Raw genomic sequence first — 14,324 nt, forward strand, 5'->3', positions numbered from 1 at the left:
AGGATGGCGCTATGGCTGAGACAGAGGGCACAGACAAGCAGGCCGACATGAAGGCCAAGTTCCGCGAGGCGCTGGAGAAGAAGAAGGGCAAGCACCACGCGACGGCCGAGGGCGCCGAGCACGACGGCAGCGAGAAGTCGCACGGTGCCAACGGCCCGACGCAGTCACCGGAGTTCCGCCGCAAGAGCGTGTGACCGGACCCGGTAGCCTCGACAGGTGGCAACCCCTGACTTCACCGAGCAGACCAAGGCCCTCGACGCGACCCTGACGTCCATCGAGAAGGTCCTCGACCTCGATGCCGTGCGCAAGGAGATCGCCGAGCTGCAGGAGGAGGTCGGTGCACCCGACCTCTGGGACGACCAGGCCAATGCGCAGCGCGTGACCGGCCGGCTGTCGGTCCTGCAGGCCGAGGTCGAACGCGTCACGGGCCTGCGCCAGCGTCTCGACGACGTCGAGATCATGCACGAGATGGGCGCCGAGGAGGGCGACAGCGACACGCTGGCCGAGGCCGACTCCGAGCTGGTCCGCATCAAGAAGGCGATCGACTCCCTCGAGATCCGCACCCTGCTCTCGGGTGAGTACGACGAGCGCGATGCGCTGGTCTCGATCCGCTCGGGCGCCGGTGGCGTCGACGCGGCCGACTTCGCCCTCATGCTGCAGCGCATGTACATCCGGTGGGCCGAGCGCCACGGCTACACGGTCGAGGTCTACGACGTGTCGTACGCCGAGGAGGCGGGCATCAAGTCCACGACCTTCGCGGTCAAGGCCCCGTACGCGTACGGGACGCTCTCGGTCGAGGCGGGCACGCACCGCTTGGTGCGCATCTCGCCCTTCGACAACCAGGGCCGCCGGCAGACCTCGTTCGCCGCGATCGAGGTCGTCCCGGTGCTGGAGCAGACCGACGAGATCGACATCCCCGAGGAGGAGATCCGCGTCGACGTGTATCGCTCGTCGGGCCCCGGCGGCCAGAGCGTCAACACGACCGACTCGGCCGTGCGCCTGACGCACATCCCGACCGGCACGGTCGTCAGCTGCCAGAACGAGAAGAGCCAGCTGCAGAACAAGGCCAGCGCGATGGTGATCCTCAAGGCCAAGCTGCTCGCCCTGAAGAAGGCCGAGGAGCGTGCTCACCTCGACGAGCTGCGCGGTGACGTCCAGGCCTCGTGGGGCGACCAGATGCGCAACTACGTCCTCAACCCGTACCAGATGGTCAAGGACCTGCGCACCGAGTACGAGACCGGCAACACGCAGGCCGTGCTCGACGGCGAGATCGACGACTTCATCGAGGCCGGCATCCGCTGGCGCCGGGAGCACGGCACGGACTAGCCGTCCGGCGCCGCCACCGCTTCGTGGTCAGTGCCTCTCGTCGTCTGCGCGTGCGTCGCGGTCCTCAGCGGTGGCCTCGCGCTCCTGCTGCTCGTCGACCCGCTTCTTGACCCGCCCCATCCCGGGGACCTTGCCCAGCATCATGTTGAGCTCGCGGGTCAGGTCGAGCAAGTCGTGCAGGTCCGGACCCACGTTGCGCAGCGTCGCCATCATGGGCAGCACGTCGGTCTCGATGCGCTCGACCAGGTCGGGCAGGTGATCGAGCAGGCGGACCACGGCCTCGACCTCGTCGGGGTCGACCGTGGTGGAGAGCCGCTCCGCGATGGGCTGCAGACGCTGGATGATCGGTGCGAAGTCGTCGAACATCCGCAGCCCGCGCTCCACCGTGGGCTCGACGCTGCCGAGCAGCCCCGCCGCGCGCACGACGAGCCCGTCGGCCTGGTCGATCGTCCGGTCGATCCGGGCCACCGCCTCGTCGGCCTGGGTGTTGGTCCGGCCGATGTGGTCGATGGCCTCGTCGGCGCGGGTGTTGGTCTGGTCGATCTTGCTGATCGCGTCGTCGGCGCGGGTGTTGGTCTCGCCGATCTTGCTGATCGCGTCGTCGGCGCGGGTGTTGGTCTCGCCGATGCGCTTGATCGCGTCGTCGGCGGCCAGACGGGTGGTCTCGACCTGGTCGATCATGCCGTCGACGCGGTTGAGCAGGATCTCGGCGGCGTCCAGCAGCGCTGCCGCACGCGGCACGAGGGTGAGGGCCGTCTCGACCAGGGCCGGGCCGCGGCCGATCAGGGCCAGTGCGTCACGGGGGTCCAGGAGCGGAAGTCTCATGCCTTGACGCTAGCCCCGGGGCCCCGTCGCCGCCCGTCCAGAACCGACCGGCGCTCAGTCCGCCGAGCTGAAGGCGGCATCGAAGGCGGCTGCCGGGGCGTCGAAGAGATTGGCCTTGACGTACGCCAGCGCCTCGGGTGCGCCCACCAGCCGGTCCATGCCCGCGTCCTCCCACTCGATCGAGATCGGACCGTCGTAGCCGATCGTGTTGAGCATGCGGAAGCACGCCTCCCACGGCACGTCGCCGCGTCCGGTCGACACGAAGTCCCAGCCCCGGCGCGGATCGGCCCAGGGCAGGTGGGAGCCGAGCCGGCCGTTGCGACCGTTGCCCACCTGCTTCTTCGCGTCCTTGCAGTCGACGTGGTAGATCCGGTCCTTGAAGTCCCACAGGAAGCCGAGCGGGTCCAGGTCCTGCCAGACGAAGTGGGACGGGTCCCAGTTGAGACCGAACGCCTCGCGGTGACCGATCGCGTCGAGCGCGGCGTGGGTCGTCCAGTAGTCGTACGCGATCTCGCTCGGGTGCACCTCGTGGGCGAATCGCACGCCCTCCTCGTCGAAGACGTCGAGGATCGGGTTCCACCTGTCGGCGAAGTCCTGGTAGCCGGCCGCGATCATCGCCTCGGACGCCGGGGGGAACATCGCGACGTACTTCCAGATCGACGACCCGGTGAAACCGACGACCGTGTCGACGCCGAGCATGCGCGCGGCCCGGGCGGTGTGCTTCATCTCCTCGGCGGCCCGCTGGCGTACGCCCTCGGGATCGCCGTCGCCCCACACCCGCGCCGAGAGGATGTCGTGATGGCGCTCGTCGATCGGGTCGTCGCAGACCGCCTGGCCCTTGAGGTGGTTGGAGATCGCGTAGACCTTGAGGTCGTGCTTGGCCAGGATGTCGAGGCGGGTCTTGATGTGGTCGGGGTCCTCGACCGCGGCCCACGGGTCGAGGTGGTCGCCCCAGCAGGCGATCTCCAGGCCGTCGTAGCCCCACCCGGCGGCCAGCGCCGCGACCTCCTCGAAGGGGAGGTCGGCCCACTGGCCGGTGAACAAGGTGATGGGACGGGTCATGAGATGGCTCCGATCTGATGGGTGGTGCCGTCCGCGGCGCTCGCCTCGACAGCCGCGAGGACCCGCTGGACCGCGAGCCCGTCGGCGAAGGACGGTGCCGGGTCGGCGCCCTTGGCGATGTCGGTGACCAGGTCCACGACCTGGTGGGTGAACCCGTGCTCGTAGCCGAGGCCGTGGCCCGGGGGCCACCACGCCGCGATGTACGGGTGCGTGGCCTCGGTGACGATGATGCGACGAAAGCCCGCGACGGCCGGGTCCTCGGTCGCGTCGAACAGCTCGAGCACGTTCATGTCCTCGAAGTCGAACGCCAACGAGCCCAGCGTGCCGTTGATCTCGAGCCGCAATGCGTTCTTGCGTCCTGTCGCGAACCGGGTGGCCTCGAAGACGCCGATGGCGCCGCCGACGAAGCGGGCGGTGAAGGCGGCCGCATCGTCGACGGTCACCGGTCCGCGCTCGGCGGTGCTGGAGGAGGTGCCTCCGAGCGTGGCATGGTCGCCCCCCACGGGGCGGGTCGGGACGAACGTCTCCATGAGGCCGTTGACCGAGGCGATCGAGTCGCCGGAGACGAACTGGGCCATGTCGATGATGTGGGCGCCGATGTCTCCGAGGGCGCCTGAGCCCGCCAGGGACTTGTCGAGGCGCCAGCTGAGCGGGGCGTCCTCGTCGGCGAGCCAGTCCTGCAGGTACTGCCCCCGGATGTGGCGGATCGTGCCGATCCGGCCCGAGGCCACGAGCTGGCGGGCGAACGCCACTGCGGGCGTACGCCGGTAGGTGAAGCCGCACATCGCCCGCACTCCGCGCTCGGCGGCGGCCGCGGCGGCCTCGGCCATCGCCTCGGCCTCCTCGACCGTGTTGGCGAGCGGCTTCTCGCACAGGACGTGCTTGCCGGCCTCGAGCGCGGCGATCGCGATCTCGGCGTGGGTGTGTCCGGGGGTGCAGATGTCGATGACGTCGATGTCGTCGCGGGTGAGCAGCGCGCGCCAGTCGGTCTCGACGGACTCCCAGCCGAATCGACGGGCCACATCGGCGGCGGCGGCCTCGTCGCGGCCGCAGATCGCCGACAGGCGGGGCGTCAACGGCAGGTCGAAGAACGCGGGGGCCGTGCGCCAGGCCTGGGAGTGGGCGGCGCCCATGAAGGCGTAGCCGACCATGCCGATGCCGAGTGCGGGACGTGTGTCAGACATGGGCCAGCTTTCGTGAGGAGGGGTGGGGCGGAGGGGGACCGGGGCCCGCCACCATCGCGGCGGGCCCCGGACCGTCAGGACTCGAAGGCCGACGGGAGGTAGGTGTCGACATTCTCCTTCGTCACGACGGGAGCCGACAGCTTGAGCTGGCGCGGCACCTCGATCTCGGCGAGGTCGGACATCGACTTGCCCTGGACCAGCAGGCGGGCGAGCTTGATCCCGTCGGCGGCCTGCGTGGACGGGTAGACGACCGTCGCCTTGAGCACGGTGTTGTCGGCCTTGATGTCGCGCATGACGTTGGCCGAGCCGGCGCCGCCGATCATCGTGAACTCGTCACGGCCGGCGTTCTTGATGGCCGCCATGACGCCCACGCCCTGGTCGTCGTCGTGGTTCCACAGGTAGTCGATCTTCGGAGCGGCCTGCAGCAGGTTCGAGGCAGCCTTCTCGCCGGACTCGACGGTGAACTCGGCGGCGACCCGGTTGTCGACCTTCAGGCCGCACGACTTGAGGGCGTCCGCGAAGCCCTTCGAGCGGTCCTGCGTCAGCGGCAGCGAGTCGATGCCGGCGATCTCGGCGACCTTCAAGCCCTTCTTGCCCGCGGCGTCCTCGCAGACGAAGGTGCCGGCCGAGACGCCCATGCCGTAGTTGTCGCCCAGCACCGTGGTGCGGGCGGCGAACGGGGAGTCGAACTCGCGGTCGACGTTGATCACGATGATGCCCGCGTCCATGGCCTTCTGGGCGACCGACGTCATCGCGGCGCCGTCGAACGGCAGGAGCACGATCGCGTCGACCTTGTCGTTGATGAAGGTCTCCACCTGGGAGATCTGCAGGTTGACCTCGTTGGTGCCCTCGGCGACCTTGAGGTCGATGTCGTCGTACTCCTTGGCCTGCGCGATCGCGGACTTGGTGATCGATCCCATCCAGCCGTGGTCGGCCGCCGGGGCGGAGAAGCCGATCACGACCTTGTCGCCGGACTTGTCGTTGTCGGTGTTGCTCTTGGCGATGGCGTCGCTGGTGTCGCCATCGCCGCTCGAGCCGTTGGTGCAGGCGCCGAGGACGAGGGTGGCTGCCGCGAGTGCGCCGACGACGAGGGATCGACGGCGACGGGGGTGGGTCGTGGACATGTGGACTCCTGTGGTGGTGGGGGAGGGATGCATCGTGAGGTGCTACGTCTTGCGGTTCGCGATGCGCTGCTGCAGGAGCACGGCGATCACGATGATCACGCCCTTGGCGACGGCCTGGGCCGACGTGGAGAGGTTGTTGAGCGTGAAGACATTGGTCAGGGTGGTGAAGATGAGGACGCCGAAGAGGGTGCCGACGATCGTGCCGCGCCCACCGCTCAGCAGCGTGCCGCCGATCACGACAGCGGCGATGGCGTCGAGCTCGTAGCCGGTGCCGTGGGTGGACGAGCCGGTCGTGGTGCGCGACATCAGCATCACCGCAGCGATGCCGCAGGTCAGGCCGAGCAGCGCGTACAGGTAGACGGTGTGCCGCTGGACCTTGATGCCGGCGAGGCGGGCGGCCTCGGGGTTGCCGCCGACCGCGAACGTCCGGCGCCCGAACGTCGTGCGGTTGAGCAGGAACCAGCCGGCGACGGTGACCACGGCGAAGATGATGACGATCACCGGGATGCCGAGCGGCTCGGCATCGAAGAAGTCCAGGAAGCCCTGGTTGCGGATGATCTGGGTCTTGCGGTCCGCGATGATCTCGGCCAGGCCGCGGGCCGAGGCCAGCATCGCCAGGGTCGCGATGAACGGCACGACCCGGCCGTACGCGATCAGCACACCGTTGATCGCTCCGCACGCCGTACCGACCAGGACGGCGCTGAACACCATCGCGATCCAGCCGATGTCGTCGGCCATGGCCTGCGTACCGGTGGTCGTGGCCCACACCGATGACAGAGCCACGATGGCGCCGACGGACAGGTCGATGCCGCCGCCGGTGATGACGAACGTCATGCCGATCGACACGACACCGATCACGGCCGCGAGCCGCAGGATCGTCAGCACGTTGTCGGAGCTGGCGAAACGGTCGCCGGCGGTCACGACGCCGACGATGCACAAGATCACCAGCGCGACGACCAGGCCGAGGTTGCGGGCCAGGCCGAGATTGCCGCCGCGGTCGCCACGGGGCGGCTTGGCGGGCACGGTCAGGGAGGGATCACGCAGGGAGGCGCTCACGCGACTTCCCCCTTCTGCTCGTCGGTGGTGGGTTGGTGCTCGTGGGTGGCCAGGATGCGGTCGAGAACTCCGGAGGCGTCGATGGCGTCGCTGGGCCCGTCGTGCACGACCGAGCCCTCGGCGATGACCAGGACCCGGTCGGACAGCCCGAGCACCTCGTCGATGTCGCTGGAGACGACCACGAGGGCCACGCCGGAGTCCGCGAGCGCGCGGACCAGGTGGTAGATCTCCGCCCGGGCGCCGACGTCGACGCCCCGGGTGGGCTCGTCGAGCAGCAGGACCTTGCACGACCGCAGCAGCCAGCGGGCCAGGACGACCTTTTGCTGGTTGCCGCCCGAGAGCGTGCGCATGAGACGGTCGGGCGCATCCGGGCGGACGTCGACGGACCGGGCGGCTTCGTGGGCGGCGCGCCGCTCGGCGCCCTCGGCGGAGACGCCGAAGCGGGCGAAGCGGTCGATGCTCGCGAGGGAGATGTTGCGATAGACGGCGTCGTCGAGCATCAGTCCCTGCGACTTGCGCTCCTCGGGGCACAGGCCGAGGCCGGCCCGGACCGCCGCGTCGACCGAGCCGTTGCGCAGCCGGGTGCCGTCCACGGTCACCGAGCCGCCGGTGGCGCGCCGGGCGCCGTAGATCGTCTCGATGATCTCGCTGCGGCCGGCGCCGACGAGCCCGGCCAGGCCGATGATCTCGCCGGGACGCACCTCGAACGAGACGTCGGCGAACTCGCCGTCGCGGACCAGGTGATCCACGGTGAGGAGCGCGGGCCCGTCGGGAAGCGGGGTGGACCGTCGCGGGAAGACCGACGACACGGTGCGGCCGGTCATGAGGGTGATGAGCTCGGACGTGGGGGTGTCCTTGGCGGACAGGTCGCCGGCCACCGTGCGGCCGTCCTTGAGGACCGTGAGCCGGTCGCCGATGCGGCGGATCTCCTCGAGCCGGTGGGAGATGTACACGATGGCCGCGCCCGAGGCGCGCAGGTCCTCGACCACGCGGAACAGCCCGTCGACCTCGTCGGGGTCCAGCACGGCGGAGGGCTCGTCCATCACGATGACCCGGGCCTGGCGGGACAGGGCCCGGGCCATCGAGACGATCTGCTTGCCGGCGGCCGAGAGGCTGCCGACCTCGCGGGTGGGGCGGATCTCGGGGTGGCCGAGGGTCGCCAGGAGGCTGCGGGCCGCCTTGTTCATGTCGGCGTCGCGGGTGACGCCGCCGCGGGCGCGCTCGTGGCCGAGGAAGATGTTGTCGGCGACGCTGAGCCCGTCGACCAGGTCCAGCTCCTGGTAGATGGTCGCGATCCCGGTCGCCAGGGCGACCTGCGGATCGCTGAACGTGACCGGCTCCCCGTCCCACAGGATCGTTCCCTCGTCGACGCCGTGCGCGCCGGCCAGCACCTTGATCAGGGTCGACTTCCCCGCGCCGTTCTGGCCCAGCAGGCAGTGGACCTCGCCGGGACGGACGACCAGGTCGACACCGTCGAGGGCGCGGACGCCGGGAAACTCCTTGACGATGCCGCGCATCTCGAGCAGGGGGGCGGTTGACATGGCGTGATGCTAGTCACACGTTCTGTCGGCCGTCAAGCAAAAGTCAGACGGCGAACGACATACTTGCCTCGGCGATGCGACCCAAGGGGTGGTTTACTCATGGCCATGACTTCGTCCCCGGGGCTTCCGTCGACGCTCGTCGGCACCGGAGACCTGTTCCAGCTGATGCGGGACGGGACGCCGCGCACGCGTGGCGAGCTGGCTGCGCTGTCCTCGCTGGCCCGGTCGACCATCACGGCCCGCGTCGACGCGATGCTCTCGTCCGGCCTCCTGGAGCCCGTCGGCGAGGCGGCCTCCACGGGCGGGCGCCCGCCGACGCGTTTCGCCCTCAACCGGCGCGACCGCGTGGTCCTCGCGATCGACCTGGGCGCCTCGCACGCGAGCGTGGCCGTCAGCGACCTGTCGGGCCAGGTGCTCGCCGAGACGACCGTCGAGAGCGACATCGCCGACGGCCCCGTGATCGTGCTGGACCGGGTCTCGGCGCTCGCGGTGGATCTCCTCGCGAGCCTCGACCGGGGACCGGCCGACGTCGCGGGCGTCGGCATCGGCGTACCCGGTCCGGTCGAGCACGCGACCGGGCGACCGGCCAATCCGCCGATCATGCCGGGCTGGCACGACTTCGACGTCCCGGCACACCTCGCCCGCCAGTTCGACGGCCCGGTCCTGGTCGACAACGACGTCAACCTCATGGCCCTCGGTGAGTACGTCACGTCCTGGCAGTCCGCGCCGCACCTGTTGCTGGTCAAGGTCGCGACCGGCATCGGCGCCGGGATCGTGACCGACGGGAGGCTGCTGCGAGGGGCGCTCGGCTCCGCGGGCGACCTCGGCCACGTCCAGGTCGCCGGGGCCGCTGCGGACGTCGTGTGCCGCTGCGGCAACACCGGGTGCCTCGAGGCGGTCGCGGCCGGTCCGGCGATCGCGGCGAAGCTTCGTGCCGGGGGTCTCACGGTCGAGTCCTCGCAGGACATCGTCGATGCTGTCTCCTCGGGCGACATCGCCGCGCTGCAGGCGGTCCGCGAGGCCGGACGCGATCTCGGCTCCGTGCTGGCGACCTGCGTGAACCTGCTCAACCCGTCGGTCATCGTGATCGGCGGCAAGCTGTCGGAGGCGGGGGAGTACCTGCTCGCGGGCGTGCGTGAGGTCGTCTACCAGCGGTCCCTGCCGCTCGCGACGCACGACCTGCGCATCGTCGGCACCGCGGTGGGGAGCCAGGGCGGCATCCTCGGTGCGAGCGCGATGGTCATCGACGCGGTCCTCGCGCCCGGCGCCGTCGACGAGTACGTCGCGCGGCGGATCGCCTGACACCGGGCCTCCCACGACACTGGGGTCGACCTGCCTAGACTCGTCCGAGTGATTCGATTCGACAAGGTCACCAAGACCTATCCCGGCCAGAAGCGCCCCGCGCTCGACGCCGTCGACCTCGAGATCGAGAAGGGGGAGTTCGTCTTCCTCGTCGGCGCCTCGGGCTCCGGCAAGTCGACGTTCCTGCGCCTGATCCTTCGTGAGGCCCGCCCCACGAGCGGTCGCGTCTACGTCGCCGGCAAGGAGATCAACAAGCTCTCGAGCTGGAAGGTGCCCAAGCTGCGCCGCCAGGTCGGCACCGTGTTCCAGGACTTCCGGCTGCTGCCCAACAAGACCGTCACGGAGAACGTCGCCTTCGCGCTCGAGGTCATCGGCAAGCCGCGCAGCGAGATCAAGAAGGTCGTCCCCGAGACGCTCGAGATGGTCGGCCTGGAGGGCAAGGGTCACCGCATGCCCGATGAGCTGTCCGGCGGCGAGCAGCAGCGCGTCGCGGTGGCTCGCGCCTTCGTCAACCGACCGATGATCCTCATCGCCGACGAGCCCACCGGCAACCTCGACCCGGCCACGAGCGTCGGCATCATGAAGCTGCTCGACCGGATCAACCGCACGGACACGACCGTCGTCATGGCGACGCACGACTCGTCGATCGTGGACCAGATGCGCAAGCGGGTCATCGAGCTCGAAGGCGGACTCATCGTGCGCGATGAGGCCCGCGGCATCTACGGCTACCAGAACTAAGAGGACCCCAGCAGATGCGAAGCACCCTGAATGAGCTGCGCCAGAGCCTGTCGCGCAACCTGTCCATGTCGATCTCGCTGATCGTGACCATGACCGTGTCGTTGCTGCTGGCTGCGCTCGGTCTGCTGATCCTGGCGCAGTCGGACCGCACGGAGAAGTACTACGGTGACCGGCTGCAGCTCCAGGTCGATCTCTGCACGCGCAACTCCCCGAGCGCCAACTGCATCGGCGGCCTGACGACCAAGGCGCAGCAGGCCTCGATCGAGCAGGCGCTGCGCGAGAACTCGCAGGTCAAGTCGTTCGAGGAGCGCACGCCCGAGGAGCAGTACGAGCGCTCGCGCGTGCTCTACAGCCAGTCCGACACCGGCAAGAAGCTGCTCGAGACGCTGAGCCCCAAGTCCTTCCCCTCGACGTACTTCGTGACCCTGAACGACCCGGAGAAGTTCGACAGCGTCGAGAGCCAGCTCAGCGGCATGGAGGGCGTCGGCCGGGTCAGCTCGATCAAGGAGCTGCTCGGACCGCTGTTCACCTTCTTGGACAATCTGCGCAACGGTGCGCTCGCGATCTCGGCGCTGCTCGTCGTCGCGGCGATCCTCCAGGTGTCCAACACGATCCGCATGACAGCGTACGCCCGCCGTCGCGAGATCGGCATCATGCGACTCGTCGGGGCGTCGAGCTGGCACATCCAGCTGCCGTTCGTGCTCGAGTCGATGCTGGCCGCCCTGATCTCGGCAGCGCTCGCGGCCGGTGGGCTCGCGGCGTTCATGCAGTTCGTCGTCTACGGCTACCTGAGGGACACGTTGTCGACCACGACGACCTGGGTGGGGTGGAGCGACGCCTTCACCGTGATGGGCGAGACGACGGTGCTCGCGGTGCTGCTCGCGATGGTGCCGACACTCCTGCTGACCCGCAAATACCTCGACGTGTGACGCCCTTAGCCTAAAGTTGGGCTTGACAGTTTCTTGTCCGGCTCCATCCGTACGTCGACAGTCCCCGGGTTCCCGGGGAAACTTCCCCCAAGGTCGAGGTCATGCACAGCTCCGTCACGCACCCCAGGCACCGCCGTGCCCTGACCGCACTGGTCCTCACGGCGGCGCTCGTCGCGTCCCTCGCCACTCCGTCGTTCGCGGACCGCAAGGACGATCTCGAGAAGCAGAAGAAGGACGCCAACCGCGAGCAGACCGAGGCCAAGAAGCACCTCGACGCCTCGACCGCGGAGCTGGAGAAGGCCGCGGCCGCGCTGCGGGTCGCGCAGGGCAAGCTCGACGCCGCAGAGGCGAACCTCGGACGTACGCGCGGCAAGCTCGCGACGGCCCAGGCGGTCGACGACCAGATGCAGCTCGAGCTCGAGCGCAGCGAGGCCAAGCTGCGCAAGGCCCGCGCCAAGCTCAAGAAGGGCCAGAAGCAGCTCAAGGCCTCGGAGTCCTCGGTCGAGGAGTTCGCGGTGCAGCAGGCGCTCCAGGGCGACCGCAGGCTCAATGCGGTCAGCGGACTGCTCCGCGGCGAGGACACCGAGCAGTTCAGCGAGCAGATGAGCCTCAACACGGTCGTGGGCGATCAGCAGGTGGCCACGATGCAGCGCCTCGACGCCACCCGGGTGATCCTCAAGCTCAAGCGCGAGAAGGTGCAGAAGCTGCGCGACGAGGTGCAGGTGAAGCGTGCGCAGGCCGCCGCGAACCTGGTGGAGATGCAGCGCCTCGAGGAGGTCGCCGAGGGGCAGGCCGCCCAGGTCGCGAAGCTCGTCAAGGCACGTCAGGAGATCCGCAACTCCGCGTCCGCCGCCGTCGCCGAGGACGAGCGGCAGTACCGCGAGAAGGTCGCAGAGGCGAACCGACTGGCCGCGCAGCTGCGCGCGCTGGCGGCCAAGCAGGTCAAGTCCGGCGGCAAGGGGTCCGGCGGCGACAGCGGGGGCGCGCTGTCGTACCCCGTGGCCGGTCCGATCACCTCGCCGTTCGGCATGCGCCGGCACCCGATCACGGGGGTCTACAAGCTCCACGACGGCACCGACTTCGGCGTCGGTTGCGGCACGCCCATCCGGGCTGCGGCCAGCGGCACCGTGATTCAGCAGTACTTCAACGCGGCGTACGGCAACCGCGTGATCCTCAACAACGGCGTCAAGCGCGGTGTCAACGTCGTGACGACCTACAACCACCTGTCGCGCTTCGCAGTCGGGGCCGGGAGCAAGGTCTCACGCGGCCAGGTCATCGGCTACGTCGGCTCGACCGGCTACTCGACCGGCTGCCACCTGCACTTCATGGTGCTCAGCAACGGCAACACGGTGAACCCCATGGGCTGGCTGTGAGACGGATCGAGTCGAGCGTCGTCGTCGCGGTCGACCCGGCGGTGGCGTTCCGCGTCTCCCAGACCACGGGCGAGACGCGCCTGCGGTGGGACCCGTTCATCCAGGAGCAGCACTTCCTCGACGGCGCGAGCGCGCCCGCCAAGGGCGTACGCACCGAGACCCGGCACCGCTCGCGGCTGCGGATGGTCAGCGAGTACGTCTCGTTCAACCCTCCGACCAACGTGGGGATGAAGATGACGCAGGGGCCGTGGTTCTTCGAGTCGTTCGCGGGTGGATGGCGTTTCGCGCCCGAGCCGGGCGGCGGCTGCCGAGCCACGTGGCGCTACAGCTTCGGCTGCCGTCCGCGGTGGCTCGCTCCGATCGCCGAGCGCATCGGCGCGGTCGTGCTGCGGCGTGACATCGATCGGCGGATCGCCGGATTCGCCCGCGGATGCGCCGATCCGGTCGTGGTCGCGGCCGCCGGCGGATGATCTTCACCCAGAGGTGACACAATGGTCCGGTGGCCAAGGAAACCGGGCGCAAGCTCGTTGCGCAGAACAAGAAGGCGCGCCACGACTATCACATCGAGGACACGTTCGAGGCCGGCATGGTCTTGACCGGCACCGAGGTGAAGTCGTTGCGTGCAGGTCGCGCATCCCTGGTGGACGGCTTCGGCGAGATCGAGCGCGGCGAGGCGTGGCTGCTCGGGGTGCACATCCCCGAGTACACGCAGGGCACGTGGACCAACCATGAGACCCGGCGACGCCGCAAGCTCCTGCTGAATCGCAGCGAGATCGACCGCATCGAGCGTCGTACAACCGAGAAGGGCCTGACGATCGTCCCGCTCTCGCTGTACTTCAAGGACGGTCGCGCGAAGGTCGAGATCGCCCTGGCCCGCGGCAAGAAGACGTACGACAAGCGCCATGCGATCGCCGAGCGCACCGCGACCCGTGAGGCCGAGCGCGATCTCGGGCGTCGCCTCAAGGGCATGCACTAGTGGCGCTGGAGGACTCCGATCTTCCGGCCCTGACCGCCGCCCTCGGCCTGCCCGGCCTCGTGGACGTGCACGCACACTTCATGCCGCCACAGGTGCTGGCGAAGGTGTGGGCCTACTTCGACTCCGCCGGTCCGCTGCTGGGCCGACCGTGGCCGATCACGTACCGCACGAGCGACGAGGAGCGGGTCGAGCACCTGCGCTCGATGGGCGTCAGGCGGTTCTCCGCGCTGTCCTACGCCCACCGCCCGGGTGTCGCGGGGTTCATGAACGAGTGGACCCGCGACTTCGCCGAGCGCACGCCCGACGCCCTGTGGTCGGCGACGTTCTATCCCGAGCCGGAGGCTGCGACGTACGTGCCGCAGCTCATCGAGGAAGGCGTCGAGGTCTTCAAGGTCCACGTGCAGGTCGGCGACTTCGCGCCGAACGATCCGCTGCTCGAGCCCGTGTGGGGCGTGCTGGCCGAGAGCGGGACGCCGATCGTGCTGCACGCAGGCTCGGGGCCGGCACCGGGTCACCACACCGGACCCTCAGGGGTCGCGGACGTGCTGTCGCGCCACCCGGACCTGGCCCTGGTCATCGCCCACCTCGGGATGCCCGAGATCGACGAGTTCCTCGACCTCGCCGAGCGGCACGACAACGTCCGGCTGGACACCACGATGGCGTTCGTCGACTTCTGGGACGAGCCCGTCCCGCACGGCGTGCCCGCCAGGCTGCTCGACCTGCAGGAGCGGATCCTGTTCGGCACCGACTTCCCCAACATCCCCTATGCGTACGCGCACCAGGTCGAGGTGCTGCAGCGGCTCGACCTCGGCGACGACTGGATGCGAAGCGTGCTGTGGCACAACGGGGCCGAGCTGTTCGGCGTCGACGCATGAGCGGTCACCTGGC

General features: G+C 69.4%; 15 protein-coding genes. 9 read left to right on the plus strand and 6 right to left on the minus strand.

All coding sequences use genetic code 11. The features are described 5' to 3' along the window. Nucleotides 1-11: 11 nt before the first annotated feature. Complete coding sequence (locus tag GEV27_RS16440; protein WP_153651950.1) at nucleotides 12-194, plus strand: DUF5302 domain-containing protein; 183 nt, start codon at nucleotides 12-14, stop codon at nucleotides 192-194. A 22-nt stretch (nucleotides 195-216) separates the two neighbouring features. After that, nucleotides 217-1,326, plus strand: a complete 1,110-nt coding sequence (gene prfB / locus GEV27_RS16445; RefSeq protein ID WP_153651951.1) for a peptide chain release factor 2 — start codon at nucleotides 217-219, stop codon at nucleotides 1,324-1,326. A 27-nt stretch (nucleotides 1,327-1,353) separates the two neighbouring features. On the opposite strand, the gene GEV27_RS16450 is transcribed toward prfB, so the two are convergent. The 6 genes from GEV27_RS16450 to GEV27_RS16475 all read right to left on the minus strand — a co-directional run bounded on the left by GEV27_RS16450 (nucleotide 1,354) and on the right by GEV27_RS16475 (nucleotide 8,118). Next, nucleotides 1,354-2,151: a hypothetical protein gene (locus tag GEV27_RS16450; protein WP_153935118.1), complete on the minus strand. Its 798-nt coding sequence runs from the start codon at nucleotides 2,149-2,151 to the stop codon at nucleotides 1,354-1,356. A gap of 54 nt (nucleotides 2,152-2,205) precedes the next feature. Next, nucleotides 2,206-3,213: a sugar phosphate isomerase/epimerase gene (locus tag GEV27_RS16455; RefSeq protein WP_153651953.1), complete on the minus strand. Its 1,008-nt coding sequence runs from the start codon at nucleotides 3,211-3,213 to the stop codon at nucleotides 2,206-2,208. Further along, nucleotides 3,210-4,397 (minus strand): Gfo/Idh/MocA family protein, encoded by a 1,188-nt coding sequence (locus tag GEV27_RS16460; RefSeq protein WP_153651954.1) that lies wholly within the window; start codon nucleotides 4,395-4,397, stop codon nucleotides 3,210-3,212. The genes GEV27_RS16455 and GEV27_RS16460 overlap by 4 nt, the downstream gene beginning before the upstream one ends. 74 nt (nucleotides 4,398-4,471) lie before the next feature. Further along, a complete protein-coding gene (locus GEV27_RS16465) occupies nucleotides 4,472-5,521 on the minus strand; it encodes a substrate-binding domain-containing protein (RefSeq protein WP_153651955.1) in 1,050 nt (349 codons plus the stop codon). Between the two features lie 42 nt (nucleotides 5,522-5,563). After that, nucleotides 5,564-6,577, minus strand: coding sequence for an ABC transporter permease (locus GEV27_RS16470; RefSeq protein WP_309222328.1), 1,014 nt, complete (start codon nucleotides 6,575-6,577; stop codon nucleotides 5,564-5,566). Continuing rightward, nucleotides 6,574-8,118 (minus strand): sugar ABC transporter ATP-binding protein, encoded by a 1,545-nt coding sequence (locus GEV27_RS16475; protein WP_228765364.1) that lies wholly within the window; start codon nucleotides 8,116-8,118, stop codon nucleotides 6,574-6,576. Before GEV27_RS16475 ends, GEV27_RS16470 begins: the two co-directional genes overlap by 4 nt. Nucleotides 8,119-8,223: 105 nt before the next feature. Between GEV27_RS16475 and GEV27_RS16480 the strand changes: the two genes are divergently transcribed. The 7 genes from GEV27_RS16480 (at nucleotide 8,224) to GEV27_RS16510 (ending at nucleotide 14,311) form a co-directional block, all read left to right on the plus strand. After that, on the plus strand, nucleotides 8,224-9,420 hold the full coding sequence (locus tag GEV27_RS16480; RefSeq protein WP_153651957.1) for an ROK family transcriptional regulator: 1,197 nt from the start codon (nucleotides 8,224-8,226) through the stop codon (nucleotides 9,418-9,420). Between the two features lie 48 nt (nucleotides 9,421-9,468). Continuing rightward, a complete protein-coding gene (ftsE, locus tag GEV27_RS16485; RefSeq protein ID WP_309222329.1) occupies nucleotides 9,469-10,158 on the plus strand; it encodes a cell division ATP-binding protein FtsE in 690 nt (229 codons plus the stop codon). A 14-nt stretch (nucleotides 10,159-10,172) separates the two neighbouring features. Then, on the plus strand, nucleotides 10,173-11,087 hold the full coding sequence (gene ftsX / locus GEV27_RS16490; RefSeq protein WP_153651959.1) for a permease-like cell division protein FtsX: 915 nt from the start codon (nucleotides 10,173-10,175) through the stop codon (nucleotides 11,085-11,087). Between the two features lie 101 nt (nucleotides 11,088-11,188). After that, nucleotides 11,189-12,460, plus strand: coding sequence for a M23 family metallopeptidase (locus tag GEV27_RS16495; protein ID WP_153935120.1), 1,272 nt, complete (start codon nucleotides 11,189-11,191; stop codon nucleotides 12,458-12,460). Further along, nucleotides 12,457-12,930, plus strand: coding sequence for an SRPBCC family protein (locus tag GEV27_RS16500; RefSeq protein WP_153651961.1), 474 nt, complete (start codon nucleotides 12,457-12,459; stop codon nucleotides 12,928-12,930). Before GEV27_RS16495 ends, GEV27_RS16500 begins: the two co-directional genes overlap by 4 nt. A 29-nt stretch (nucleotides 12,931-12,959) precedes the next feature. Further along, nucleotides 12,960-13,436 carry an SsrA-binding protein SmpB gene (gene smpB, locus GEV27_RS16505; protein ID WP_153651962.1) on the plus strand — a complete coding sequence of 159 codons (477 nt, stop codon included), beginning with the start codon at nucleotides 12,960-12,962 and terminating at the stop codon, nucleotides 13,434-13,436. Next, complete coding sequence (locus GEV27_RS16510; protein ID WP_243838923.1) at nucleotides 13,436-14,311, plus strand: amidohydrolase family protein; 876 nt, start codon at nucleotides 13,436-13,438, stop codon at nucleotides 14,309-14,311. Before smpB ends, GEV27_RS16510 begins: the two co-directional genes overlap by 1 nt. Nucleotides 14,312-14,324 lie beyond the last annotated feature (13 nt).

Origin of the sequence: Aeromicrobium sp. S22 (genome assembly GCF_009661045.1) — a bacterium.
Classification (GTDB): domain Bacteria; phylum Actinomycetota; class Actinomycetes; order Propionibacteriales; family Nocardioidaceae; genus Aeromicrobium; species Aeromicrobium yanjiei.